Raw genomic sequence first — 24053 nt, forward strand, 5'->3', positions numbered from 1 at the left:
AGGACCGTCAGGCAGACGGGGTACCGGCGCGCCGCTCCATGCGCGCGCCGTGGCCCGCATACCCATTCCCGGAAGTTGCCGGGCCCGTCCTCCGGGGTCGGCGGCCCGTTCCGTGGCACCACCCGAGACGTTGCGAATCGCGAAGGGAAGTCCGGATGATCGACAAACTGCTGAAGAGGCCGCTGGAGTTGGTGGAGAACAACTTCCGGCAGCCGAACGGGCGAGCCGGCAGGCTGATCGGCCATGTGATGGCGAAGCAGCACCGTACGCTCACCGTGTGGGCGATCGAGCACATGGAGATACGCCGTTCCCAGCGCGTCCTGGACATCGGCTGCGGCGGCGGAATGGCCGTCAAGCTCCTGTCGGAGCGGGCGAGTCAGGGGTTCGTCGCCGGCGTGGACTACTCCGCGGAGATGGTCCGTCAGTCCGTACGGCGCAATGTCGACGGCGTCGCCGCGGGACGGGTGGAGATCAAGCGGGGCGACGCCGGCGAACTGCCGTACGGCGACGCGTCTTTCGACCAGGTCAGCGCCATCGAGACGTTCTACTTCTGGCCCGACCCGATGCGCGGGCTCAGCGAGGCGTACCGGGTCCTCAAGCCCGGCGGCCAGGTGTCGATCACCCTGGAGATGAGCCGGGAGGCAGCCGACAAGCCCACGGCGAAACAGCGTTACCTCGGACGGCGGTTCACCGAGCGTTCCGAGCGCGAGGGCCTGCGTATCCTCTCCGGGGCCGATCTGGTGGAGATGCTGGGCAAGGCCGGTTTCCGGGACGCCCGGTTCGTCGCGGAGCCGCTCCGCTCGTTCGGCTGGGTCAGCGCCCTGGCCCGGAAGTGAAGGGGAGGGACCCTCTCATGACGGCAACACGCGGCACCGCCGCCACCGCTCCGTCCCCGTCCGGGGCAACGGCCCCCTCCGCGCCGGAGGCGCGCGGGCTGCCCGTGGTGGGCAGCGTGCTGGACTTCCGCAAGGACATCCTGGACGCCATGCACCAGGGCTGGCGTGACCACGGTGATCTGGTCCGCTACCGGCTCGGTCCCGTCGTCGTGCACGGCGTCTCCAGCCCCGAGCTCGCCGGTGAGGTCCTCACCGACAGCGCGACCTACGGCAAGCTCGGCCCGGACAACCCGCTCCGGCTGATCCTCGGTGAGGGCCTGCTCACCAGCGACGATCACGAGAGCTGGATGCGCAACAGGCGCATGATGCAGCCCATTTACACCAAGCAGGCGATCGCGCGCATGTTTGACTCGATGTCCGAGTCGACCGCGAATCAGGTCACCCATATGGCCGCCACGTACCGCAGCGGCGATGTGGTGGACGTGCACGCGGAGATGATGCGGGTCACGCTCGACATCGTCAGCCGGTGCATGTTCAGCACCGATGTCGAGCAGACCAGGGACGGCATCAGCCCGGAAGCCGTCGATGTCGCCATCAACTACGCCTTCGACCGCCTCCAGAACCCCTTCAGCCCGCCGACCGAGTGGCCCACACCGCGCAACCGCCGCTTCCAGGAGGTGATGAAGGGGATCAACGAGATGACGTACGGGATCATCGCGGAGCGCCGCAAGGCGGCCGCCTCCGGTGTCCCCCGCGGTGAGGGGCCGCCCGATCTCCTCGACATGATGCTGGACGTACGGGACGCCGACACCGGCGAGGGCATGAGCGACCGCGAGGTGCGCGACGAGGTCATCACCACCTTCGGCGCCGGTCACGAGACCACCGCGATCACCCTCACCTGGGCCTTCTATCTGCTCTCCGGCAACCGCCGGGCGATGCGCCGGGTCCAGGACGAGGTGGACGAGGTCCTCGGCGACCGTATGCCCACCATGGACGACCTGGCGGCCATGCCCTACGCCCTCCAGGTCTTCGAGGAGGCGCTGCGACTGTACCCGTCCGCGCCGATCGTCCCCAGGCTGGTGCTCAAGGACACCGTGCTGGGGGGCCACAGCGTGCCGGCCGGCTCTCGGCTGCTGGTCAATCTCTACAACATCCACCGCCACGAGCGGCACTGGAGCGATCCGGAGCGCTTCGATCCGGACCGCTTCTCCCCCGAGGGCAAGAAGGGGCGCCACCGCTTCGCCCACATGCCCTTCGGAGCCGGTCCGCACCTCTGCATAGGCAAGCACTTCGCGTTGATGGAGGCACATCTGCTGCTCGCCGCCCTGGTACGGCGGTACGAGTTCCGGCACGTGCCCTCGCACCGCGTCGTCAACCAGGCGTCGATCACCCTGCGGCCGCGCTACGGAATGTCCATGACCGCGCACGCGCGTACGGGAGCGCTCGGCGCTCGGTAAAGGTGGGGCACCGGCGCCGGGCGCCACCACAAGCACAGCACAGCACAGCCAGTGCCAGTATCGGATGGGAAGACGGACCCGATGAACTTGGACCCCAGCACAGCGGACGCGGAGCGCCTGAACTGGACGCAGTACCGTCCGGGCCAGGAAGCCGGCCACTACGAGAGCTTCTACCAGCGGGGCAACCACCCGACGGAGCCCCGGGCCTTCTGGATCCGGTACACGATCTTCAGTCCCGCCGGCATGCCCCATGCCGCCATCGGTGAACTGTGGGCCATCTACTTCGACGGGACGACCGGCCGTCATGTGGTGGCCAAGGAGGAATACCCGATCTCCGACTGCCACTTCAGCCCCGACTCCTTCAGCGCCCGGGTGAACGACCGGGTCCTGGAGACGGGCGCGCTGAAGGGCGAGGCGGCCGGTACCAACGGTCACATCGGCTGGGACCTGACGTACGAGGGCTCGGAACCGCCGCTGCTCCTGCTGCCGCCGGGCATGTACACCGGAAGTTTCCCCAAGGCCAAGAGCCTGGTCGGGGTCCCTCTGTCGACCTACAGCGGCAAGCTCACGGTCGATGGCGAGACGATCGACGTCGACGGCTGGACCGGCAGCCAGAACCACAACTGGGGCAGCCGGCACACCGATCACTACGCCTTCGGTCAGGTGGCCGGGTTCGACGAGCACCCCGACAGCTTCCTGGAGATCGTCACCGGCCGTACGAAGCTGGTGGGCCCGGTCAAGACACCGAAGATCACGTTCCTGGTGCTCCGCCACGAGGAGCGTGAGTACTCCCTGTCCGCGCCCCGCCAGGCGCTCAAGGCCAAGGCCGACTTCGGTTATTTCTACTGGGACTTCACCAGCTCCGACGAGACCGTCGCCATCCGGGGCCGCTTCACCGCGGCGCCCGAGGATTTCGTCGGGCTCAACTACTACAACCCTCCCGGTGGCATCAAGCACTGCCTGAACACCAAGATCGGCAGGTGTGAGCTGGAGTTGGTCAACAAGGCGACCGGCAAGCGCCAGCGTCTCACCACGAGCAATCGCGCGCTGATGGAGATCCTGACCGACGACCGCGAACACGGAATCGCGATCCGCGCATGAGAGACCGTCGCGACCCGGCCCGCGGGGGACTTGTGGACGAGTCCCGTCGCGGGTCGTCGGGCGGGCCGTCCGACGGGCCGGGCGGCTCAGCGGGGTCCGCGGGGCGTGACGGATCCCGGTTACCGACGCGCCTCTCCTGCCTGACCAGCCGTCGGCGACGGCCGCTCGCCGTCCTGTGGCTGCTGCTGCTCGTGGTCGCCGGCTGGCAGGCCGCCCCGCTGCCCGGACTGCTCAGCGGCGGTGGGTGGTATGTGCCGGGCTCCGGCTCCGCCGTCGCCGCCGAGCGGCTCACCGACGGGTTCGACGGGCGCGGCGCCACCTCCCTGACCCTCGTGATCAAGGACACCCGGCACCGGGCCGGCGATCCCGCCTTCGAGGCGCGGGTACGGGACGCCGCCGAGGTCGTGCTCCGCGACGACACCCTCAGGGCCTCGGGCGGCTACGGATACACCACGCTCACCGATGACCGGGCGCGCGCCGCCTTCCTCGGCGACGACGACCGGACCGCGCTGGTCCGCGTCGGCTCCGAGCTGGACGACGGAACCGCGCGCCGCCTGCTGCCCGACATCCAGGACAGGCTCAGCCTGCAGTACGAGCCACAGGGCCTGCGGGTGTCCCTGGTGAGCCAGGCCGCCCTGTGGGGCGAGGTGAACCATCTGAGCGAACGCGGGCTGATCCTCGCCGAGTTGGTCACCCTCCCGCTGATCCTCCTGGTCCTGCTGCTGCTCTTCCGCAGCGTGGCGGCCGCGCTCGCCGCCCTGCTGGTCGGCGTCACCTCGGTGGTCTTCGCCCTCGCGGTGCTCGCGCTCATCGCCCGGCAGACCGAGCTTTCGGTGTTCGTGCAGAACGCCGCCACGATGCTGGGTCTCGGCGTGGGCGTGGACTATTCGCTCTTCATGATCATGCGTTTCAAGAGCGAACTGCCTCCCGGAGGCGGTCCGCTCTCCCGGGAGGAGAGCGAGCGCGCGCTCGCGCGCACGCTGCGCACCTCGGGCGAGACCGTCGTGGCCTCCGGCATCACCATCGTGGCCGCCATGTCCACTCTCTTCCTGGTGGATCTGAGCGTCATCCAGTCGATGGCTCTCGGCGCCGTGGTCGTGGTCGCCTTCTCCGTCCTGACCAGTGTGCTGCTGCTGCCCGTACTGCTGCATCTGCTGGGGTCCAGGATCGAGTGGGGCCGGATCGGCCGCCGCGGGGCGAACACCGCCAGGGCCTCTCGTGGGGATCAGGCCGGATCAGGGAGCGGGGTCCGGTGCCGTGGATCGCAAGGCGGAGGAGGGAGCCATGGCGGAGCCCTGGTGACCGACGACAACGCGGCGAGGCGCGGCACGGGGGCACGCGAGCCCGGCGTGATCCCGACGAAAGGCCCGGGGTCCGGCGGCGGCTGGGTCGCCGTGACCCACGCGGTCATGCGCCGCCCCGTGCTGTTCCTGGTGGTCGGCGTCGCGGCGCTGACCGCGCTCGCCATCCCCGCCCTGCGCCTGGACACCTTCACCCCGGACGCCCGGGTCGTGCCCGCCGACGCGGCCGTTCGCCAGGGGTACGACGCGGCCAGGGACGAGTTCGGGGTGGGCAGCGCCGCGCCGATCCAGGTGGTCGTCGAGTCGCGCGTACCGCTCCAGAAGCGCTCCGACGCGGACGTGGCGAAGCTGCTGCGGTTCCACGACACCGTCGCCGGACTGCGCCGGGTGGTACGGGCCGACTCGGCGATCGGCACGCTCCGCCAGGTCGGCCAGGACCGCCCGTTCGCGGTCCTCACCTCGCTGGACCGGCTTCCCGCCGACGCCCGTGGCACGGTCGGGCACTTCGTGTCCGGAGACGGCAGGACCGCGCTCATCGAGGTGGTGGGAAATGACACCGCCTCCTCCGACTCGGTGCGGGACCTGCTCACGTCCGTACGCGCCGAGGCCGCCGGCTTCGCGTCCGGCGGCGGAGGCTGGAACGTCAGTGTCGGCGGGGAGACGGCCGAGGGCGTCGACGCGAACAAGGTGATCGAGGACAGGCTGGTGCCGGTCATCGCGACCATGCTCGCCGTGATCTATCTGCTGCTCCTCCTCACCTTCCGCTCCCTGTTCCTGCCGCTCAAGGCCATCGCGATGAACCTGCTCTCGGTGGGCGCCACGTACGGGGTGCTGGTGCTGGTCTTCCAGGACGGTCTGGGAAGCGGGCTGTTCGGCTTCGACGTGGACGGCCACCTCACCAACTTCGTCCCCGTACTGCTGGTCACCCTGCTGTTCAGCCTCAGCACGGACTATGAGGTCTTCCTGCTCAGCCGGGTCCGCGAGGACTACCTCGCCACCAGGGACGACATCGGCAGCGTGGCGCGCGGCATGTCCGCCACGATGCCGCTGATCTCCGGCGCGGCCGTCCTCATGGTCGCGGTCTTCGCGGCCTTCGCGTTCACCGGCATCCTGCCCATGCAGCAGCTGGGTCTCGGCATGGCCCTGGCCATCGCGCTCGACGCGACCGTCATCCGGCTTCTGATCGTCCCGGCGTCCATGCGTCTGATGAGCCGCTGGAACTGGTGGCTGCCGGGCCGCAAGCAGGCGCCGGGACCTGCCATCGCCGGTCACGGCACCACAGGCGACTCGCACGGCACCACCGACGACTCACCCGCACCCGTACAAACCGAAAGTACGGTCAGTATGAAAGGGACGGCCCCGTAGTGACCGACCAGACCGCCGCGGTACCACCGGAATCCGACTCCCCCTCACGGATATCCGAGAGCATCGTCATCCGGGTGCCGCCGGAGACCGCCTACGCGGCGGTCAGCGATGTGGCGAGGATGGGCGAGTGGAGCCCGGAGTGCCGTGGCGCGTGGATCATCGGACGGGGCGGCCCGGCCAGGACGGGTATGCGGTTCATCGGGCGCAACCGCGCCCGGTGGCTGCCATGGCCCACCCTGTGCCAGGTGGTCGAGGCGGATCCCGGCCGCACCTTCGCCTTCCATGTGAGCTTCCTCGGTATCGCGGTGGCGGGCTGGACGTACCGCTTCACACCGCTGCCCGAGGGTTGCGAGGTGCACGAGGAGTGGCGGGACCGCCGCTCCGGCCCGTTCGGCATGGCGCTCACGGCCGTCACCCCGCTGGTGACCGGCGTCGTACGCCGCAGGACCCGCAACCGGGCGACCATGCACACCACCCTCGTCGCCCTGCGGGACGCTCTGGAGGCCGGCCGCTAGGGGTCCTGTCCGACACCTGGCGCCGTCCGCCCGTAGACGCGGTCCGCGGGCTGCTGGCCCCGCCATGCCGCCCTGCCCCCGGGTCGCCGGAACAGAAGACAAGAAACCGGACTGAAAGGAGCCCCATGATGCAGCCCGTCATAGCCGGTGCGCGTACCGGCGGGCCGGAAGTGGATCAGACGTCCGTTCCCGGCGCCCAACTCTGCCTGGACTTCTACGCCGGCCTCGCCTCCGGCATCGCCGTCGTCACGGCGCCCTCGGACGACGGCCCGGTGGGGACGACCGTCTCGACCGTCACCTCGCTCTCCGCCGACCCACCGCTGCTGCTCGTCTGTCTGTCCCACAACTCGCGTACGCTCGCCGCCATCACACCGGGTTCCGCCTTCGCGGTACATCTGCTGCACGAGGACCAGAGCGGCCGGGCGCGGCTGTTCTCCAAGGCCACCCCGGCCGAGCGTTTCGCCGCCGAATCGTACGAGGAGGTGCTCGGCGTACCGGTGCTCGCGGACACCTACGCCTGGTCGGTCTGCCGGACCGAGGAGGTACGCGCCTACGGCGACCACTGCCTCGTCGTCGGGCGGGTGGCCGCCCTGCACACGGCCGGCGGGCGCCCCCTGATCTGGCACGACCGCGGCTTCCACACCCTGGCGGAAGGGGGGAAGCGGTGACGGCCCCGGTACGGGAGGAGCCCTGCTGGGCGCCCGACGACTCCCCCGAAGACAACCCCGGCCGGACCACGGCCGGCGCGCCCTCCGCACGCGTGACCGGCGGGCTCACCGCCGACGTCGCCGTGGTCGGAGCCGGCCTGGCCGGTCTGTCCACCGCCTACCACCTGATCGAACGCGATCCCTCACTGGACGTCGTCGTCGTGGACGCCCGCCATCCGGCGGCCGGCGCCAGCGGCCGGGGCACCGGCCTCCTCGGGCCCCGGATCGGTCCGTCCATCGACCGCGCCGCCCGCCGCTTCGGCCCGTCCATGGCACGGGCCATGTATCTGGCCTCCGTCTCCGCGGTGGAGCGAGTGGTCGCGCTGACGGAGAAGTTGGGCGCGCCGTGCGGGCTGCGCGAGGGCCAGCAGATCGTGGCGACCCGTACCGCCTCCGGCCTGGCGTCCCTCGCCCGGCAGGCGCGGACGTACGAGGCGCTCGGCCTGGACGTCCCCGTGCTGTCGGCCGCCGCCATCCGCGAGCGCCTCGATGTCCCCTACCACGCGGGCCTGCTCTACCGCTCCGCCGCCACCCTCGACCCGGCCGCGCTGAGCGGCGCGCTGGCCGCCGCCTGCGCCGCGAAGGGCGTCCGCTTCTACAACGACAGCCCTCTGCGCGGCATGCACCCCGGTGACGGCGACACGCCGACCGAACTGCTCTTCCCCAGCGGTACGCTCCGGGCCCGCGCGTCCGTCCTGGCCGTCAACGCGGCGGCCGGGCCGCTCGGGCTGCCGGTCGGCACGGTCCTGCCCCTTCAGGTGCACGCCATCGCCACCGCCCCGCTCGGCCCCGAGGCCCGCGCGGCGCTGGGGGGCGGCACCGGAACGTCCCTCGTCGACAGCATGTCCCTGGCGCCGTACTTCCGTCTCACCCACGACGGCCGCCTGGTGGTGGGCGGCGGCAGGGCCGTCCATCTGCCGGGGCTGCGTGCCGACCGGGCCACCGCGCTGCGCACCGCCACCTGGACCTGGCTGGAAGAGCGGCTGCGGCGTCTGCACCCCGCCCTCGCCGAGGTCCCGGTCACCCATCGCTGGTCGGGACAGATAGGCATGACCGTCGATGACCTCCCCGTGGTCGGCCGTGTCGGCGGCCACCCGGACGTGTGGTACATCGGTGGCTGCTGCGGCCACGGCCTGGCCATGTCGGTGGCCCATGGATCGCATGTCGCGGAGTCCCTCGTCGAAGACCCTTCGGCGGCCCGGGGCCCAGCCGACTACCCCTGGCACCGCGACCGGGCCCCGCGCGTCCCGCTCACCGCGCGCCCGGCCAGGGGACTTCTGCGGGCCTACCTGAACAGCATGGACCGGGAAGCCCGCCGCACACCATGAGGCCGGGTCCCGTGGGCCGGGCCCGCCTACCCGGCGGCCCTGATCGTCAGCCGAGGGGAGAACAGACTGCTGGGCCGCAGGCCGAACATCGCGTGGAAGGCGCTGCTGAAGTGGGACGGGCTGGCGAAGCCCGACTCGACGGCCGCCGTGCTGAGATCGGGCCAGGTCTCCAGCAGGGTCGCCACCCTCAGCATGCGCGTCCACATCCGGTAGCGACGGAACGTCGTGCCCGTCTCGGCCCGGAACAGCCGCAGGAAAGCCGAGACGGACAGACCGGCCTCCGCCGCCAGTTCCGTTGCCGGCAGCCGCTGTCCGGACCTCTCGGACAACCGGCGGGTCGCCTGCTGTACGCGCGGATCCCGGCGGCCCGAGAGGCCGTCGGGTCCGGCGAGATCCAGCCACTGCCGTACGTCCGACAGTGGCACGCCCTGCTCCAACAGGATGGCCAGCGAGGCCAGTTCGCGCTCGCGCTCATGGTCCCTGGCCAGTTCGGCGCTCCCGCTCATCAGCCGGCGGCACGCCCGCTCCCGCGCGGAGGCCGGATCCAGGTAGCAGAAGGCCATCCGGCTCCCGCCGGCCACGATCCGGTGCCGCACCCGCGCCGCCACCAGCGCCGTACGGGCGACATGGGCCGGGCCGTGTTCCAGCCGGACCGTGAACTCCCCGTCGACACCCACCGCCAGACAGCTCACCGCCCCGGAGTGGACGTCCAGTTCCAGGGACGGTCCGACATACAGCGCGTGCCCCGGCCACAACCACAACGCGGCCTGGTCACGGCACGTTTCTGAAAGCAGCGCCGGTCGCATGCGGGCATGCTAACCAACACCCCGATCATCCCCTCCTCTTGTTGAACGGAAATCACATGTGGACCGACCGACTCACCAGCGCACTGTTCGTCGTCGTCGGTGCGGTGAACCTCCTGCCCGGAGTCGTCGCACTGGCCCCGTCCCAGATCACGACGGCGTACGGGGTGTCGATCGACGGTCCCGACTCCGCTGATCTGACGGTGCTTCTGCGGCATCGCGCGGTGCTGCTGGGACTCGTCGGAATCGCCCTGCTCTGCGCGGCGTTCATCCCGTCGCTGCAGGTGCCCGCCCTCGTCGGCGGCGGCGTCAGCATGGGCTCGTTCCTGCTGCTCGCCTACTCCACACCGGCGCTCAACGACGCGACGATGCGTGTGGCGCGGATCGATATCGCGGCGATCGCGCTGCTGGCCGTGACGGCCGTCCTGGTCTGGCGCAAAAACGCCTGAACGCCGGGGAGGCGAGGTGCGCGTCCGCACCTCGCCTCCCCGGTGTCCGTGGCCCGGCCGCCGCCCGATTCGGGCGGCGGCCGGGCCACCATTGTGCGGAGAGGGCAGGATTCGAACCTGCGAGGGCTTGCACCCGGTCCAGGTTTCCCAGGAACCCCGTTGGGCCGCTTCGGGTACCTCTCCCCACCTCCGGGCGGGGTCTCCCCCGTTCCCTTCGGTGCTTATGATTCTGCTGGACCGGCCTGAGATTTGGCTGACATGATCCTTAGATGCCTTGAGCGGCGCGGCTGTCCGCGAAGGGCCCGTTGGGCGTGAAGACCAGTTTGGCGAAGCGTTCACCGATGAGGTGGTGGGTGGCGGCGTCCGGGTGGAGCTGGTCGGGCAGCGGCAACTCGGCGACGTCGGCCTCGCCGTAGAGGTCACGGCCGTCCAGGTAATACAGGTTCGGGTCCTCGGCCGCCCGCTGCTCCACGACGCGGGCCAGTTCCTCGCGGATGACATTGAGCGTCAGCTTCCCGGCCGCCCGTTCCTCGGGGTCGCCCGCGGCCCGGAACTGGAGCTTCCCCTCGCTGAGCTTGCTGAAGTCCGGCGCGGTGGGGCCCGGGGTGTCCTCGTGGATGGGGCACAGGATGGACGAGACGACCAGCAGCGGTGCGGTGGGGTGGCCTTCGCGGATGGTGTCGAGGAAACCGTGCACAGCGGGTGTGAAGGCGCGCAGGCGCATCAGGTCGGTGTTGACCAGGTTGATGCCGATCTTGACGCTGATGAAGTCTGCAGGGGTGTCCCGCAGAGCGCGGGCGGTGAACGGGTCCAGCAGGGCGCTGCCGCCCAGACCCAGATTGATCAGCTCCACACCGCCGAGGGAGGAGGCCAGCGCCGGCCAGGTGGTGGTGGGGCCGGCGGCGTCGGAGCCGTGGCTGATCGAACTGCCGTGGTGCAGCCATATCTTGCGGCCCCGGTCCGGTGCCGGCTCGACCGGAGCGTCGGTGCGCAGGGCGACGAGTTCGGTGGTCTCGTTGTGCGGCAACCAGATCTCGATGTCCTTGATGTCGTCGGGCAGGTCGGCGAAGCGGAGGGTGCCGACGGGGCCGGGGCGGTGCTCGGCGGTCCCCGTGGTCATGTCGATGGTCAGGGTGTTGCCGTCGGTCACGCTCGCCCGGCCGGCCGGGCGAGCGTCGACGAGCAGGTCGTACACGCCGTCGGGGCGGGGCGGGGTACCCACGTAGACCCTCTTGGTGGGCAGCACGTCCAGTTCTATGACGGTGGCCCCGGTGCGGAAGACGAGCCGGACGCCGGAGGGCTGGGACTCGACCATGGCGAGCTGTCCGTCGGAGTTCTGGGCGCGGGCCCGCGCGGGCAGCCGGTGCGGCAGGACGCCGTGCGCGGTCTGTTCCAGGTCGAGGGCGCCGCGCAGGATGTCCGCGGTGATGGGCGTGGTGATCCAGTTGTGTTCGGTGTTCATTTCTCCGCCTGTTGTTCTGGTGCCGCGACGGGCAAACCTTGCCGGGAGGGGCACCAGGTCCTGTCCGGACAGGACCTGGTTGCCTGAAGAGTTCAGTCGGGTGATGGCCGGGTTCATGGTGCGGGCCAGTTCCGGAGCAGGGCGTCGAGCGCGTCCACTACCCGTGACCAGGTTTCCTGCGAATCGGGGGCGCTGTGGCTGAAGCCTCCGGCCATCTCCAGGCTGACGTAGCCGTGGAAGACGCTCCCCAGCAGCCGGACCGCATGGGTCTCGTCCGGCTCCGTCAGGTCGTAGCCGCGCAGGATCGCGCGCGTCATCTGCGCGTGCCTGTAGCCGGCGCTGGCGGCCGCCGTCTCCGGGTCGAGCCTGAGCCGCGCCGCGGCGTAGCGGCCGGGGTGCTCCCTGGCGTAGTCGCGGTAGGCGTTCGCGAAGGCCGCCAGGGCGTCCTTGCCCGCCCGCCCGGCCAGGGCCGCGGCGACCCGGTCGGCGAGTTCCGCCAAGGCCAGCAGAGCGATCCGGGTCTTGAGGTCCTGGGAGTTCTTCAGGTGCGAGTACAGACTCGCGTCCTTGACACCGAACCGCCGGGCGAGCGCCGAGACGGTCACCTTGTCGAAACCGACCTGATCGGCCAGTTCCGCCCCCGCCTGTGTCAGACGTTCCGCTGTCAGCCCAGCTCTCACCATGACCCATCCCTCCATCAGCCTGAGTCGATTATGCATCTGCCTAATCTTCCTAGGCAAATAACATTTCGACCTAGGGCGCAGGCTTCGCGCGCTGGGTGGCGGCGGTCCACGCGCGGCCCACCGGGTCGGGGTGCCTCTTCGACTTACTCGTTACGCGGAATCGGCTCCCCCTCCTTGGATTCGACTCGTCCGAGCGGGTCGGGGCCGCCCATCAACGCGTCACGCGCCGCCTGCCAGGCGGAATCCCCGGGGTAGAGCTCCGTACGGAGGTAGGCCCAGGTGAGCCGCTGGACCGCGGACACACGCTCGGGGTTCTCGTCCGTGGTCTCGGCCACGTCGTATCCGGAGACCCCGCCCAGCCCGTGCTCCGCGCCAAAGAGGGTGAGCAGGGACTTGGGGCCCGGGGAGAGGAAGTACGGATCGGCGTGCCAGTCCGGGCCCCGAACCGTCAGGTGGGCAGAGGCGTCCTTGTCACCGGCGACCACGAGCGTGGGCGTCGCCATCGTGGAGAAGTCCGTGGTCGAGAAGAAAGAGAGATTCTCGGCCGCGAACTCACTGAGGGCGTCACCGCCCCTGCCGGGCGCGGCGAGCAGCACGCCCGCCTTGATCCGGGGCTCGGCCAGGTTCACTTCCGTTCCGTCCTGCGGATCGGTGAGCCGGGCGCCCAGCAGCAGGCTCGCGGTGTGACCGCCCATCGAGTGCCCGGCCACGGCGACCTTGCCCGGATCCAGGCGCCCGAGGAGCTGCGGGACGGCGGCCTCGATCACGTCGAGCCGGTCGAGGACGCGCTTCATGTCCTCGGCCCGCGATCGCCAGTACAGAGGCGCCCCGGGGGTCTCGGGATCCAGGCTCAGCGTCCTGGAGCTCAGATGGGTGGGCTGGATCACGACGAAGCCGTGCGCCGCCCAGAAGTTGGCGAGGGGGGCGTAGCCGTTCAGCGAGGAGAGGTTGTTCGAGTGGCCCTGACCGTGCGAGAGGAGGATGACCGGCAGGTCGCTCCCGGTCACGGGCGCGGAGACGCGTACCTCCAGGTCCACGGCCCGGCCGGGAGCCGACAGCACTACCGGACCGACCGAGAGGACCGGGGTGGGCGCGCTGACGGCGTCGGCCGTGTAAGTCGATTCACTCATGATGCGTATGTCCCTTTTTCCATGGCCTCTGCCGACGGTCTCGTTCGGCCGACGGCGGCATGAGGCGGTCGGCAGCGTCCGGCTTCAGCCACACCGAAACCGGAACGCCGTTCCGATTAACATACGGAACGAGGTTCCGCTTTGTCGACGAACTCCGAACGCCGACCTACCGCGCGGCGCCACGGTCGCCGCACGGCCATCCGCACCCATTGACCCCACCCCGTTCGCGAGCCTAACCTCCATTCTCATACGTAGACGTCATCTGCATATAGGGACGGGCTCGATGACAGGGTTCAGCGCGGAGGTCGAGGGCATCGCCCAGCTGCTGCGTGACGTCACGACGCGAGGGGTGCCGGCCTTCCCGCTCGCGAGCTTCCGGGACGACGGCAGCCTCGATCCGGAGTCGTACCGGGCGTACCTGACCGCTCAGTTGGCGACGGCACCGGGGGTTCCCCGCCTACGGAACGGGGGAGTTCGGGGCGCTGGACGGGGACGAGGGCGCGGACGCCGCGTGGGACCCGTACGACGAGCGCGCTGACGCGGCCCGGAGCAGCCCGGATCGCCGCCCGCGCCGCCCGGATCGCCTCACACCTGTGCCCTGCCGCACCCCCACGCCGTCCCACGCCCGGCGGAGCCTCCGGCTACTCGACCGACAGTTCAAAGGGGAACTGACATGCCTCTGCTCGTAGTCGGGATCAGCGTTCTGATTCTGCTCTTCCTCATGACCAAGCTGAAACTGAACGGCTTCGCCGCCCTCCTGCTCGTCGCGGTCGCGGTCGGGCTGGTCCAGGGGATCCCGGTGGAGAAGATCCCGGAAGTCCTCTCGGACGGCATCGGGGGCCAGATCGGTGACACGATGCTCACCATCGGGCTCGGTGCCATGGTCGGCCGCGTCATGGGGGATTCCGGCGCCGCACAACGCATAGCCGGGAAGCTCCTCGACGCCTTCGGGCCACGATGGGTCCAGGTGGCCATGGTGGTGACGGCGATGCTCATCGGGGTCACCATGTTCTACGAGGTCGCCTTCGTCATCATCGTGCCCGTCGCGTTCACCATCGTCCGGGTCACCAGGGCGAACCTGCTGTGGGTCGGGCTGCCGATGTCGATCGCCCTGTCCACCATGCACAGCTTCCTCCCGCCCCACCCCGGCCCCACCGCCGTGGCCGCGACCTTCCACGCCTCCGTCGGCCTGACGTTGTTCTACGGCCTGTTCATCGCCGTCCCCATCGGCGCGCTGATCGCCCTGGTGTGGCCGCGTCTTCCTTTCGTCAGGGCGATGAACCCCTCCATACCCAAGGGCCTGGTCGGTGAGCACGTGTTCGCCGACGAGGAGATGCCCGGCATGGGCTGGTCGCTGTCCGTGGCCCTCTTCCCCGTGGTGCTGATCGCGGGCGCCGCGGTGACCGACATGGCCGTATCCGGTTCGAACCCGTTCCTGCACTTCGTCGCCTTCGTCGGATCGGCGCCGATCGCGCTCCTGCTGACCCTGCTCCTGGCGATCTGGGCGTTCGGACCCCGGATCGGCCGCAGCCTGGCGGACGTCAGCGCGTCCTGTACCTCGGCGGCCCAGGCGATGGCGATGATCCTCCTGGTGATCGGCGCCGGCGGCGCCTTCAAGCAGGTCCTCGTCGAGGGCGGGATCTCCGACTACATCAAGGACCTCACCCACGGCTGGTCCGTCTCGCCGATCATCCTCGCGTGGCTCATCGCGGTCATCCTCCGGGTGGCTCTCGGGTCGGCGACGGTCGCCGTCGTCACGGCCTCCGGCGTGGTGCTGCCGCTCCTGGCGGGCAGCGGGGTCCACCCCGAGCTCCTGGTCCTCGCCGTCTCCTGCGGGTCGATCGCCCTCTCCCACGTCAACGACCCCGGATTCTGGATGTTCAAGGAGTACTTCAACCTTTCGGTCATCGACGCGATCAAGGCCCGCACCACCTACACGACGGTGCTCGCGATCCTTGGTCTGGGCGGTGTGCTGGCGCTCGAATGGGCCCTCGACGTCCTCAACCTCTGATCAATCTCTGAGCACTCTCCGAGCAATCTCACATCACCTCTGATCACCTCACCACACAACGCATCCTGATGAGAATCGGACCCACCACCCCCATGCCACTGACAGCCACCCCGGCCAACAGCCGCCGCACACCTGGAGGTTCCCGGTCATGAGCCAGCCGACCGTCACCGCGTTCTCCGTCTACCCGGTCGCCGGCCGGGACAGCATGGAGCTCAACCTCTCCGGCGCACATGGCCCCTACTTCACCCGTAACGTCGTGGTCCTCACGGACTCCGAGGGACGTACGGGGCTGGGGGAAGTACCGGGCGGAGAGAAGATCACCCGGACACTGCGTGATGCCGAACCCCTCGTCGTCGGCTCCACGGTGGGCGACTACAAACGCGTCCTGCGCGAGATCGGCGACCGGTTCGCCGGTCGTGACTCGGGCGGACGGGGCGACCAGACCTTCGATCTGCGTACCACCGTCCACGCCGTCACCGCCGTCGAGTCGGCGCTGCTCGACCTCCTGGGGCAGCACCTCGACGTGCCCGTGGCGGCCCTCCTGGGCGACGGGCAGCAGCGCGACTCCGTCCGGGTCCTCGGCTACCTGTTCTACGTCGGTGACCCCGACCGCACCGACCTGGAGTATGTCCGCGATCCCGACTCCACCGTGGACTGGTACCGGATCCGGCACGAGGAGGCCCTGTCGCCCGAGGCGATCGTCCGTCAGGCCGAGGCCGCCTACGACCTGTACGGCTTCCGCGACTTCAAGCTCAAGGGCGGCGTCCTGGAGGGCGGCGAGGAGGTCAAGGCCGTACGCGCGCTCAAGGACCGCTTCCCCGAAGCCCGTATCACCCTCGACCCCAACGGCGCGTGGTCGCTGCGCGAGGCGGTCGAGCTGTGCCGGCCGCTCGTCGGTACGCTCGCGTACGCCGAGGACCCTTGCGGAGCCGAAGGCGGCTACTCCGGACGCGAGATCCTGGCCGAGTTCCGGCGCGCCACCAGCCTCCCCACGGCGACCAATATGATCGCCACCGACTGGCGGCAGATGACCCACGCCCTGGCCCTCCAGTCGGTCTCCATCCCGCTGGCCGACCCGCACTTCTGGACCATGCAGGGCTCGGTGCGAGTGGCCCAGCTGTGCAATGCGATGGGCCTGACCTGGGGATGCCACTCGAACAACCACTTCGACATCTCCCTGGCCATGGTGGCGCACTGCGGAGCCGCGGCCCCGGGCGAGTACAACGCCCTGGACACACACTGGATCTGGCAAGAGGGACTGGAGCGACTCACCACCGCCCCGCCCCGCATCGTCGGCGGCGAGATCGCCCTGCCCAGCGCCCCCGGCCTGGGGGTCCGGATCGACATGGACCGCCTCCTCGCGGCCCACGACCTGTACCAGGAGAAGGCACTGGGGGCGCGTGACGACGCCATCGGAATGCGCTACCTCGTCCCCGACTGGAAGTTCGACGGCAAACGCCCCTGTCTTGTGCGCTGAGGACTCCTCACAGAACCTCGCGGGCGTACGGGGACAACGGCTGCCGGGTGGTGGAGGCACCAACGCCCCGGTCGCCACCGGCCTGGCGTGACAGTCCCCGCACCGGTCGGCCGGGGGGAGAGACACGGCGATCACGGGAGTACGGTCACGCACGACGGCGGACGCTGTAGGAGGAGCCCCCCCATGAACCGGAACGCGGCCGACCGTCCGCTACGGCTGTGTCGCGATCTGGATCAGGTTGCCGCAGGTGTCGTCGAAGACCGCGGTGGTGACGGCGCCCATCTCCAGGGGCTCCTGGGTGAAGCGGACGCCGAGGTCGCGCAGGCGCTCGTACTCCGCCTTCACGTCGTCGACGGCGAACTGGGCGAGCGGGATGCCGTCCTGGGCGAGCGTGTCGCGGTAGGTCTTGACGGCCGGGTGGCCGGCGGGCTCCAGGAGGAGTTCGGTGCCGCCGGGCTCGTCGGGCGAGACGACGGTCAGCCACCGGTCCTTCTCGCCCACCGGGACGTCGTGCTTCTTCACGAAGCCGAGGATCTCGGTGTAGAAGCGCAGGGCCTTGGCCTGGTCGTCGACGAAGACGCTGGTCAGATGGATCCTCATGGGGTGCTCTCCTCCGGTCCGGATGTGTCGGGCACGGGCCATCGCTCGGTGATCTGCCGCAGCGGGGCCGTGTTCAGATCGTGGAACTTGTAGCGGCCCTCCCGCCTGGTCTCGACGAGACCGGCGGTCTCCAGCACGGCGAGATGCTGGGAGACCGCCTGGCGCGAGATGCCGAGCTGGTGCTTCATGCTCAGTCGCGAGCAGATCTCGAACAGTGTCTGTCCGGACTTCTGCGCGAGCTCGTCGAGGATGGTGCGGCGGGTGGAGTCGGCCAAGGCTTTGAAAAGGTCGTCGGCCACCACCACAGCATAGGCAAGCATTCACTTGCCTATCAAGTCGAGGGGCCCCGCGCTACGACTTCCGCCGCCGCGGCATCGGCACTCTCCCGCTCGGACAGTCCCGCACCCGCCGGGTGGACCTTGGGCCGGTCACCGGCCCTGGCGACGGCGGTCCCCGGTGTATTCGTGTGCTCGGAGCCGCACGATCTCCGGCAGTTCGCAGGAGGCGAGAGCGGCGAGCACGCGTGCCGGGCGTCGCCGGGCAGGCGGGACTTTGAAGACACGCCCTCGCCGACCTCGGGCCTCCGAACAGGTGACGGAGGTGTGGCACCGCGCAGGACCGTCAGTACTTGTCCATGCTGAGTTTGCCCTGGTCGTCGACAACTTCAACCTTGGCGAAATCTGTACCACCGCCGCCCACCGCGACAGAGCACTCGAACACGTTGCCCTTCTTGGCTTCCATCGCGGTCGGGCAGAACACCCCGTCCCTGGACATGTCGCTCCCCCCTCGCACGGTGGCCGCAACCTGCCGCTCCACCGCTTCCTGGTCCAACAGACGCGGCGGTTGAGCGTTCACTACGTTGACCGTTACCACGACAGCACAGACAGCGATGACAACAGCCGATAGCCCTACGACGCTACGGGCGAACTTCCCTTGTTCAGTCACCCCAGATTCCTACCGCCCCTGCGGCTGCCGCGACAAGGGCCTTCTCAGAACACCGCACGCACCGGCTCAGGGTTGGGAAACAGGCACTGCCGTCCGTCACGTACCGGCGCGGTCGTTGTCGCGCACGGGCGCCGATTCACCGGGGCACGGGGCAACCTGAAGACCACGCGACACCTCAGGGCGCGGGCGGCGAGGGACATGTTGGCGATCTCGACCGGGGGATTCGCTCGGCTTCGGCGGAATGTCTCGTCCGACGCCGTCACATGACGGCGGTGAATGAGCCCCCGGGATGAAGAAAAGCGTCTTCCGGTGCATTTTCTTCAAGTAAAAACTAAGAAAAGGGCGTTGTCGCAGGTGACAGCCCTGCGGATCGCCCACCTCCGGCGCCTCTTCACTTTCCATACACTTCAAGTTCGCCCTCGCCGCCTGGACTGCGTGTGTGCCCCCCAGCGCGTCTGCTGACAGGGCGACAGACAATGCAAGAAGGGTGCCGGCGTGAGCAAGGCGCGAATGTACACCATCACGAAGGGGCTGAGGAGGAGGGGAAGGCTCCTGGGGCAGGCCCTTCGCCCGCCGACGCGGGACTTCGGCCGGCCATCCGCGGCGGTACGGACAGGGGCGGACGACGGCTATCGGGCCCCGCGGGCGCCCCGGCTGGTCGAGACACCGGTCTTCATTCTTTCGCCGGTGCGCTCGGGGTCCACGCTGCTGCGTGTCCTGCTCAACAGCCACTCCGAGATCCGGGCCCCGCACGAGATGCATCTGCGCACCCTGCATGTGCACATGGACCGCGAGTTCAGCGCGGATGCCATGAGAGAACTGCAGATGGACAAGGACGAGCTGGAACACGTGCTGTGGGACCGGGTGCTCCATCTGGAGCTGGAGCGCAGCGGCAAGAACATCATCGTCGACAAGACTCCGCCCAACACCCTGATCTGGCCCAGGCTCCACCGATGTTGGCCTCAGGCCCGCTATATCTTCCTGCTGCGGAATCCGGCGGCGGTGGTGGCCTCCCTGGTCAACCGCCGCGCCGATCCCGACCTGGACGAGATCCACGCCGAGGTGCTGCGCTACGCGGAGAGGCTGGACGAGTCACGGAACGCGGTTGACGGGTGCGTCGTCACCTACGAGCGCCTCACCACCGATCCGGAGAACGTCACCCGCGAGATCTGCGCGTTCCTCGGTGTGGAGTGGGAGCCCGGCATGCTCGACTACGGGCGTCACGACCACGGCGACTTCCGCCCCCAACTGGGCGACTGGAGCGACACCATCAAATCCGGGGTGATCAAACCGGCGCAGCGGGTCGAGACTCCCCACGACCTGCCCTCGCGTCTGGTGGAGATCGCGAAGTCGTGGGGCTACGAGAGTTAGGTCCTGTCCGTCGGATTCCGATGGTCAAATGGGGCTCGGATCCGGCTGTGGACCGGCGGACGACCAGGGAGTGGAGCCCGTGCGAGCTGTGGTGTTCGAGGAATTCGGCCGGCTGCCGGAGGTGCGGGAGGTGGCCGATCCGGTGCCGCCGTCCGCCGGCGTGGTGGTGCGGGTGGAGGCGACGGGACTGTGCCGCAGCGACTGGCACGGCTGGATGGGCCACGACGAGGGGATCACCCTGCCGCATGTGCCCGGACATGAACCCGCGGGCCGGATCGAGGCGGTGGGCGCGGAGGTCGGCAACTGGCACGTGGGTGACCGGGTCACCGTGCCCTTCGCCTGCGCCTGCGGGAGCTGTCCCGCGTGCGCGGCGGGCGATCAACAGATCTGCCTGCGCCAGGAGCAGCCGGGCTTCACCCACTGGGGGTCGTTCGCCGAGTACGTTCCGGTGCACCGGGCCGACGTCAACCTCGTCGCCATGCCCGAGGACATGTCCTACATCACCGCCGCGGCCCTCGGCTGCCGGTTCGCCACCGCCTTCCGGGCCGTCGTGGCCAGGGGCCGCGTCCGGGCGGGCGAGTGGCTGGCCGTACACGGGTGCGGCGGAGTCGGTCTGTCCGCGGTGATGATCGCGGTGGCCTGCGGTGCCAGGGTCGTCGCGGTCGATGTCGCGCCGGGGGCGCTGGAGCTGGCCAGGAGGTTCGGCGCCGAGGTGTGCGTGGACGCCACAGCGGTGCCCGGCGGCGTGGCAGCCGCTGTCCGGGAGGCAACGGGCGGCGGCGCGCACGTCTCGCTCGACGCGCTCGGCTCCGTGGCGACCTGTTCGGCGTCCGTGGAGAGTCTGCGGCCACGGGGCAGGCATGTACAGGTCGGACTGCTGCCGCCGGGCGGCCCCGCCGTACCCGTGAACCGTGTCGTCGCGTTCGAACTCGAAATCCTCGGCAGCCATGGGATGGCGGCCCACGCGTACCCGGAGATGATGGGTCAGGTGAGCACCGGGAGGCTGCGCCCCGACCTGCTGGTGAACTCGATCATCGGGCTGGACGAGGTGCCAGCCGCGCTGGCGGGGCTGAGTGAGGGTTCGGGTACCGGCATCACCGTCATCGCGCCGCAACCGGGCAAGCTTCCCCCCCGGGGCTGACACGACTCCCCGGAGGGCGCCCGAACTCTTCGGCCAGTTCCTCGGGCGGGCAGGCCGGGCGTGTTCTCGGTAGGATGGAGTCCTGCTCGCGCGGACCCGTGTTCCCGAGCGGTGGCTGTCCACCACACCGGAACGACTGCGAAGGTCCCGTACTCCGTACGACGGAGGACAATCGACCGTGCCATTCGAACGTCTCGCCGCGGCCGCGTACACCCGCATCGGACTCGGCATCGCGGCGATCGGCCGTCCCGACTACATCAACCTCGGCCGGGACAGGGACCTGCCCGTCGACCGGACCGTCGACACGATGCGCGCGCGTGCCCACGAAGTGCTCGACGAGGCCTACGCGTTGGGCGTGCGGTACTTCGACGCCGCGCGCTCCTACGGCGGAGCGGAGGAGTTCCTCGCCGCATGGCTGCGCGGCCGGCCCGGGGTCCGCGACGCCGTGATCGGCAGCAAGTGGGGTTACACCTACACGGCCGGCTGGCGGACCGACGCGGCGGTGCACGAGGTCAAGGACCATAGCGTGGCCACCTTCGACCGTCAGATCGCCGAGACCCGCGCGTTCCTCGGCAAGCGCCTCGACCTCTATCAGATCCACTCCGTCACCCCCGACAGCCCCGCGCTCACCGATCGCGCTCTCCACGAACGGCTCGCGGTCCTCGCCTCCGAAGGCGTCACCATCGGCCTGTCCACCAGCGGCCCCGAGCAGCCGGCCGCCATCCGCGCCGCGCTCGCGGTCACCGTCGACGGCGACCAGCTGTTCACCAGCGTCCAGGCCACCCACAACCTGCTGGAGCCCTCCGCCGGAGCCGCCCTCGCGGAAGCACACGACGCGGGCTGCTCCGTCATCGTCAAGGAAGCCATGGCCAACGGCCGTCTCGCCAACGAGGGACTGCCGCCCGTCCTCGCGGATCTCGCCGGAGAGACCGGCGCCACCCCTGACGCCGTCGCCCTCACCGCCGTCCTTCACAAGCCGTGGGCCGACATCGTGCTCTCCGGCGCTGCCACCTCCGCGCAGCTCGCAAGCAACGTCACCGCCGACGAGGTACGCCTCGACGCCGACCAGCTCGCCCGGCTCGCGGTCCTGGCGGAGCCGGCTCCCGAGTACTGGAAGCGCCGGGCGGCGCTGCCCTGGACGTAGGTCCCCGGCAGCCGGAACGACCCGCCCCATCGCGGTCGGCCGTGAGGGGGCGGCCGGGGTGGACCGGACGACGGAGTCCACCCGCACGTGCGCGGCGGACCTGCTGTCCCTCAACGCAGTCTGTAGAGGATCTCCCCCGCGTTGTGCACCACCAACGTCTCGGGGTCGCGCGACCACTCGGCGATGTCGATCGAGGCGGGGTCCAGATAGGTCAGGCCCAGCGACCGGGTGGTGTCGGCGTCGATCCCGGTAGCCAGGGTGACGTCGATGCGGCAGCGTTCTCCGGCGGTCACGTCGTAGGTACCGCTGCCGCGCAGGTGGGTGGAGTGCGCCAGCACGCCCCACGGCAGGTGCTTGTAACGGTCCCACTGCCGCACGAAGTAGTCCCGGCAGTGGTAGCCGACGGCACGGATCTCGGATCCATAGGTCTGGCTGATCTCGGCGACGTGGGGGGCGTACAGCACCACCTGACCGCCGTCGGCGACTACCGGCTCCACCTTGTACATTCCCTTGGCTGCCGTCCACATCTCGTCATAACGGTCGGATACGAGCGACAGCACACGCTTCACCGGCGCGTCGAGGTACCGCACATCGACTTCGGCGGCGATGTCCGCCGCCGCGGACCAGGCCCCCTCCGTCGTGCCGTAAGTGATCGCGTGCAGATTCGTGGTGCCGGATTCGACCACGAGGCTGAAGCAGCGCAACTCGGTGGGGACCATCGCCGCGGCACGGTTGATCAGTGCGCGCACGGGGGTGATGCCGCGGGTACCGATGATCTCGGCGCTGGTGATGAGCGCGCCGAGCCAGTGCGACACATCGATGACCTCCTGCCCGGCCATTGTCATGGCATTCACACCCCCATGCTGTCGAGGTCAGCGATGACCCCGTCATTTTCGGCCAGCTCGGCGTCGAGCACGCTCAGCAGCCCCCGGCACGCCTCTCGCCACGGTGCCCGCGCGGCCTGCCGCAGGCTGTCCGCCAACGGGTCGGTCAGATCGGCGGGGGACGCACGCACGTACGCGATCCAGCAGGCAAGCATCCGCAGGGCGGCTTCGCCGCGTCGACCCGCGGCCAGTTCCCGCCGGAGCACCGGGATCGCCCGCATCCGCAGCTTCTGCGAGCCGTCCATCGCGATCTGGCTGAGGAGATGGCGGATCCGGGGATTTTGGAACCGGAGCAACAACTGCGCGCGGTACTCCCTCAGTTGCCCCTGGGGCTGCCCGAGATGCGCGGATGCCTCGACCCACCACTCTTCGACCCAGCGCCGGCAGGTGTCGTCCGCGATGGCCTGTACGACGGTACTGTGCCCGCGCCCCAGCCCGCCGTAGGCGAGTATCGAGTGCGCGCCGTTGAGCAGCCAGAGCTTGCGCTCCTCGAAAGGCGTGACGTCGTCGACGAATCGGGCGCCGGCGTCCTGCCAAGCCGGTCGTCCGGCGGGGAAGTCCCCGGCGAGCACCCATTCCCGGAATGGCTCTGTGACCACCGGTGCCTGGTCGTCCCATCCCGTGCGGGCGGCCGCGGCGACCAGGTCGTCGGCGTGCGTGCGCGGGGTGATCCGGTCAACCGCCGTGGAGACAAAGGCCACGGAGTCCGCTATCCAGTCGGTCAGACCGGGATCGACTGTCTCGGCGAAGTCCCTGATGACCGACCGGGACACTCCCCCGTTGTCGGTGAGATTGTCACAGGGCACGATCGCCAACGGACCCGCGTCGGCTCGACGGCGAGCCAGCAGACCGGCGACCACCCGGCCGGGGGCGCTGCGCAGCGGCTCCGCGGTGTCGAGCCCGGCCAGAAGCCGCTGCCGGTCCGCGGCGATCGCCGGGTGGGTCAGGTCGATCCGTCCGTCCGCCCCCCGGCAGTAGCCCGCTTCCGTCACCGTCAGCGTGAGGATGCCCACCGCCGGGTCGGCCAGGCAGCCGGTGAACGCGGCGGTGTCGGAACCGTCCACCGCACGGGAGATCGACGACACGACGTGGGCCTCGTCCCCGTCCGGGGCCCGGACCAGGAGTGTGAACAGACCGTCCTGCCCGGCCAGGACGGTCGCGGCGGCCGGGCCGCGGCCGGTGAACGCCGCGATGCCCCACGGGTCGTCCTGGCTCACCGCCCCGGTCCACCATGCCTGGTGTGCCCGGTGGAACGCGCCGAGCCCGAGATGCGCGATACGCACCGGTGCGGGTTCCGTGTTTCCCCATGCCGCTCGGCTGAGCCTCGCCATTGTTCCGCCTTT

Annotated in this window: 22 protein-coding genes and 1 tRNA gene; 13 read left to right on the plus strand and 10 right to left on the minus strand. The window is 69.8% G+C overall.

Annotated features, from left to right (window positions below; all coding sequences use genetic code 11):
- The first annotated feature begins 155 nt into the window (after positions 1 to 155).
- From ACIRQP_RS32685 to ACIRQP_RS32715, 7 genes are all read left to right on the plus strand, one after another.
- A complete protein-coding gene (locus tag ACIRQP_RS32685; RefSeq protein WP_403896568.1) occupies positions 156 to 836 on the plus strand; it encodes a class I SAM-dependent methyltransferase in 681 nt (226 codons plus the stop codon).
- Between the two features lie 17 nt (positions 837 to 853).
- Complete coding sequence (locus ACIRQP_RS32690) at positions 854 to 2293, plus strand: cytochrome P450 (RefSeq protein WP_403896571.1); 1440 nt, start codon at positions 854 to 856, stop codon at positions 2291 to 2293.
- 81 nt (positions 2294 to 2374) lie between these two features.
- Positions 2375 to 3394 (plus strand): hypothetical protein, encoded by a 1020-nt coding sequence (locus ACIRQP_RS32695; RefSeq protein WP_403896574.1) that lies wholly within the window; start codon positions 2375 to 2377, stop codon positions 3392 to 3394.
- Positions 3391 to 6060 (plus strand): MMPL family transporter, encoded by a 2670-nt coding sequence (locus tag ACIRQP_RS32700; protein WP_403896577.1) that lies wholly within the window; start codon positions 3391 to 3393, stop codon positions 6058 to 6060. The genes ACIRQP_RS32695 and ACIRQP_RS32700 overlap by 4 nt, the downstream gene beginning before the upstream one ends.
- Entirely contained in the window at positions 6060 to 6575 is a 516-nt protein-coding gene (locus ACIRQP_RS32705) for an SRPBCC family protein (RefSeq protein WP_403896580.1), read from the plus strand. The genes ACIRQP_RS32700 and ACIRQP_RS32705 overlap by 1 nt, the downstream gene beginning before the upstream one ends.
- A 125-nt stretch (positions 6576 to 6700) precedes the next feature.
- Positions 6701 to 7243: a flavin reductase family protein gene (locus ACIRQP_RS32710; protein WP_403896582.1), complete on the plus strand. Its 543-nt coding sequence runs from the start codon at positions 6701 to 6703 to the stop codon at positions 7241 to 7243.
- Positions 7240 to 8610 (plus strand): NAD(P)/FAD-dependent oxidoreductase, encoded by a 1371-nt coding sequence (locus ACIRQP_RS32715; protein ID WP_403896585.1) that lies wholly within the window; start codon positions 7240 to 7242, stop codon positions 8608 to 8610. The genes ACIRQP_RS32710 and ACIRQP_RS32715 overlap by 4 nt, the downstream gene beginning before the upstream one ends.
- Before the next feature lie 26 nt (positions 8611 to 8636).
- On the opposite strand, the gene ACIRQP_RS32720 is transcribed toward ACIRQP_RS32715, so the two are convergent.
- Positions 8637 to 9416 (minus strand): helix-turn-helix transcriptional regulator, encoded by a 780-nt coding sequence (locus ACIRQP_RS32720; RefSeq protein WP_403896587.1) that lies wholly within the window; start codon positions 9414 to 9416, stop codon positions 8637 to 8639.
- Between the two features lie 56 nt (positions 9417 to 9472).
- Between ACIRQP_RS32720 and ACIRQP_RS32725 the strand changes: the two genes are divergently transcribed.
- Positions 9473 to 9862 carry a hypothetical protein gene (locus tag ACIRQP_RS32725; RefSeq protein WP_403896589.1) on the plus strand — a complete coding sequence of 130 codons (390 nt, stop codon included), beginning with the start codon at positions 9473 to 9475 and terminating at the stop codon, positions 9860 to 9862.
- A 96-nt stretch (positions 9863 to 9958) separates the two neighbouring features.
- Here the strand turns inward: ACIRQP_RS32725 and ACIRQP_RS32730 are convergent.
- The 4 genes from ACIRQP_RS32730 to ACIRQP_RS32745 all read right to left on the minus strand — a co-directional run bounded on the left by ACIRQP_RS32730 (position 9959) and on the right by ACIRQP_RS32745 (position 13137).
- Positions 9959 to 10045, minus strand: a tRNA-Ser gene (locus tag ACIRQP_RS32730).
- A gap of 82 nt (positions 10046 to 10127) precedes the next feature.
- On the minus strand, positions 10128 to 11324 hold the full coding sequence (locus tag ACIRQP_RS32735; RefSeq protein WP_403896591.1) for a GDSL-type esterase/lipase family protein: 1197 nt from the start codon (positions 11322 to 11324) through the stop codon (positions 10128 to 10130).
- Positions 11325 to 11437: 113 nt separating this feature from the next.
- Positions 11438 to 12007, minus strand: coding sequence for a TetR/AcrR family transcriptional regulator (locus ACIRQP_RS32740; protein WP_403896594.1), 570 nt, complete (start codon positions 12005 to 12007; stop codon positions 11438 to 11440).
- Positions 12008 to 12150: 143 nt separating this feature from the next.
- Positions 12151 to 13137: an alpha/beta hydrolase family protein gene (locus ACIRQP_RS32745; RefSeq protein WP_403896600.1), complete on the minus strand. Its 987-nt coding sequence runs from the start codon at positions 13135 to 13137 to the stop codon at positions 12151 to 12153.
- A gap of 673 nt (positions 13138 to 13810) precedes the next feature.
- On the opposite strand from ACIRQP_RS32745, the gene ACIRQP_RS32750 reads away from it, so the two are divergent.
- Both ACIRQP_RS32750 and ACIRQP_RS32755 read left to right on the plus strand, forming a co-directional pair.
- Positions 13811 to 15148, plus strand: a complete 1338-nt coding sequence (locus ACIRQP_RS32750; RefSeq protein WP_403896603.1) for a gluconate:H+ symporter — start codon at positions 13811 to 13813, stop codon at positions 15146 to 15148.
- Between the two features lie 148 nt (positions 15149 to 15296).
- Positions 15297 to 16625, plus strand: coding sequence for an enolase C-terminal domain-like protein (locus ACIRQP_RS32755; RefSeq protein ID WP_403896606.1), 1329 nt, complete (start codon positions 15297 to 15299; stop codon positions 16623 to 16625).
- A gap of 210 nt (positions 16626 to 16835) precedes the next feature.
- On the opposite strand, the gene ACIRQP_RS32760 is transcribed toward ACIRQP_RS32755, so the two are convergent.
- From ACIRQP_RS32760 to ACIRQP_RS32770, 3 genes are all read right to left on the minus strand, one after another.
- Positions 16836 to 17225, minus strand: a complete 390-nt coding sequence (locus tag ACIRQP_RS32760; RefSeq protein ID WP_403896608.1) for a VOC family protein — start codon at positions 17223 to 17225, stop codon at positions 16836 to 16838.
- A complete protein-coding gene (locus ACIRQP_RS32765) occupies positions 17222 to 17524 on the minus strand; it encodes an ArsR/SmtB family transcription factor (RefSeq protein ID WP_403896611.1) in 303 nt (100 codons plus the stop codon). The genes ACIRQP_RS32760 and ACIRQP_RS32765 overlap by 4 nt, the downstream gene beginning before the upstream one ends.
- A 322-nt stretch (positions 17525 to 17846) precedes the next feature.
- The gene (locus ACIRQP_RS32770; protein ID WP_403896614.1) at positions 17847 to 18170 is read right to left on the minus strand and encodes a DUF4333 domain-containing protein; all 324 of its coding nucleotides are present in this window, start codon (positions 18168 to 18170) and stop codon (positions 17847 to 17849) included.
- 495 nt (positions 18171 to 18665) lie between these two features.
- Here ACIRQP_RS32770 and ACIRQP_RS32775 point away from each other — a divergent pair, with 495 nt between their 5' ends.
- From ACIRQP_RS32775 to ACIRQP_RS32785, 3 genes are all read left to right on the plus strand, one after another.
- The gene (locus ACIRQP_RS32775; RefSeq protein WP_403896617.1) at positions 18666 to 19541 is read left to right on the plus strand and encodes a sulfotransferase family protein; all 876 of its coding nucleotides are present in this window, start codon (positions 18666 to 18668) and stop codon (positions 19539 to 19541) included.
- Positions 19542 to 19620: 79 nt separating this feature from the next.
- Positions 19621 to 20682: a zinc-dependent alcohol dehydrogenase family protein gene (locus ACIRQP_RS32780; protein ID WP_403896620.1), complete on the plus strand. Its 1062-nt coding sequence runs from the start codon at positions 19621 to 19623 to the stop codon at positions 20680 to 20682.
- 178 nt (positions 20683 to 20860) lie between these two features.
- Positions 20861 to 21826, plus strand: a complete 966-nt coding sequence (locus ACIRQP_RS32785; protein ID WP_403896623.1) for an aldo/keto reductase — start codon at positions 20861 to 20863, stop codon at positions 21824 to 21826.
- A gap of 110 nt (positions 21827 to 21936) precedes the next feature.
- Here ACIRQP_RS32785 and ACIRQP_RS32790 read toward each other — a convergent pair whose 3' ends face one another.
- Together ACIRQP_RS32790 and ACIRQP_RS32795 are read right to left on the minus strand one after the other, a co-directional pair.
- Positions 21937 to 22680, minus strand: coding sequence for a hypothetical protein (locus ACIRQP_RS32790; RefSeq protein ID WP_403896626.1), 744 nt, complete (start codon positions 22678 to 22680; stop codon positions 21937 to 21939).
- A complete protein-coding gene (locus ACIRQP_RS32795) occupies positions 22677 to 23993 on the minus strand; it encodes a mannitol dehydrogenase family protein (RefSeq protein WP_403896629.1) in 1317 nt (438 codons plus the stop codon). The genes ACIRQP_RS32790 and ACIRQP_RS32795 overlap by 4 nt, the downstream gene beginning before the upstream one ends.
- Positions 23994 to 24053 lie beyond the last annotated feature (60 nt).

The organism is Streptomyces sp. NPDC102274 (genome assembly GCF_044766385.1).
GTDB lineage: Bacteria > Actinomycetota > Actinomycetes > Streptomycetales > Streptomycetaceae > Streptomyces.

Coding starts and splice junctions, on each gene's coding strand:
- ACIRQP_RS32755 (WP_403896606.1), top strand. CDS start 15,297: ATGAGCCAGCCGACCGTCACCGCGTTCTCCGTCTACCCGGTCGCCGGC.
- ACIRQP_RS32690 (WP_403896571.1), top strand. CDS start 854: ATGACGGCAACACGCGGCACCGCCGCCACCGCTCCGTCCCCGTCCGGG.
- ACIRQP_RS32685 (WP_403896568.1), top strand. CDS start 156: ATGATCGACAAACTGCTGAAGAGGCCGCTGGAGTTGGTGGAGAACAAC.
- ACIRQP_RS32745 (WP_403896600.1), bottom strand. CDS start 13,137: ATGAGTGAATCGACTTACACGGCCGACGCCGTCAGCGCGCCCACCCCG.
- ACIRQP_RS32720 (WP_403896587.1), bottom strand. CDS start 9,416: ATGCGACCGGCGCTGCTTTCAGAAACGTGCCGTGACCAGGCCGCGTTG.
- ACIRQP_RS32700 (WP_403896577.1), top strand. CDS start 3,391: ATGAGAGACCGTCGCGACCCGGCCCGCGGGGGACTTGTGGACGAGTCC.
- ACIRQP_RS32760 (WP_403896608.1), bottom strand. CDS start 17,225: ATGAGGATCCATCTGACCAGCGTCTTCGTCGACGACCAGGCCAAGGCC.
- ACIRQP_RS32710 (WP_403896582.1), top strand. CDS start 6,701: ATGATGCAGCCCGTCATAGCCGGTGCGCGTACCGGCGGGCCGGAAGTG.
- ACIRQP_RS32735 (WP_403896591.1), bottom strand. CDS start 11,324: ATGAACACCGAACACAACTGGATCACCACGCCCATCACCGCGGACATC.
- ACIRQP_RS32725 (WP_403896589.1), top strand. CDS start 9,473: ATGTGGACCGACCGACTCACCAGCGCACTGTTCGTCGTCGTCGGTGCG.
- ACIRQP_RS32750 (WP_403896603.1), top strand. CDS start 13,811: ATGCCTCTGCTCGTAGTCGGGATCAGCGTTCTGATTCTGCTCTTCCTC.
- ACIRQP_RS32740 (WP_403896594.1), bottom strand. CDS start 12,007: ATGGTGAGAGCTGGGCTGACAGCGGAACGTCTGACACAGGCGGGGGCG.
- ACIRQP_RS32695 (WP_403896574.1), top strand. CDS start 2,375: ATGAACTTGGACCCCAGCACAGCGGACGCGGAGCGCCTGAACTGGACG.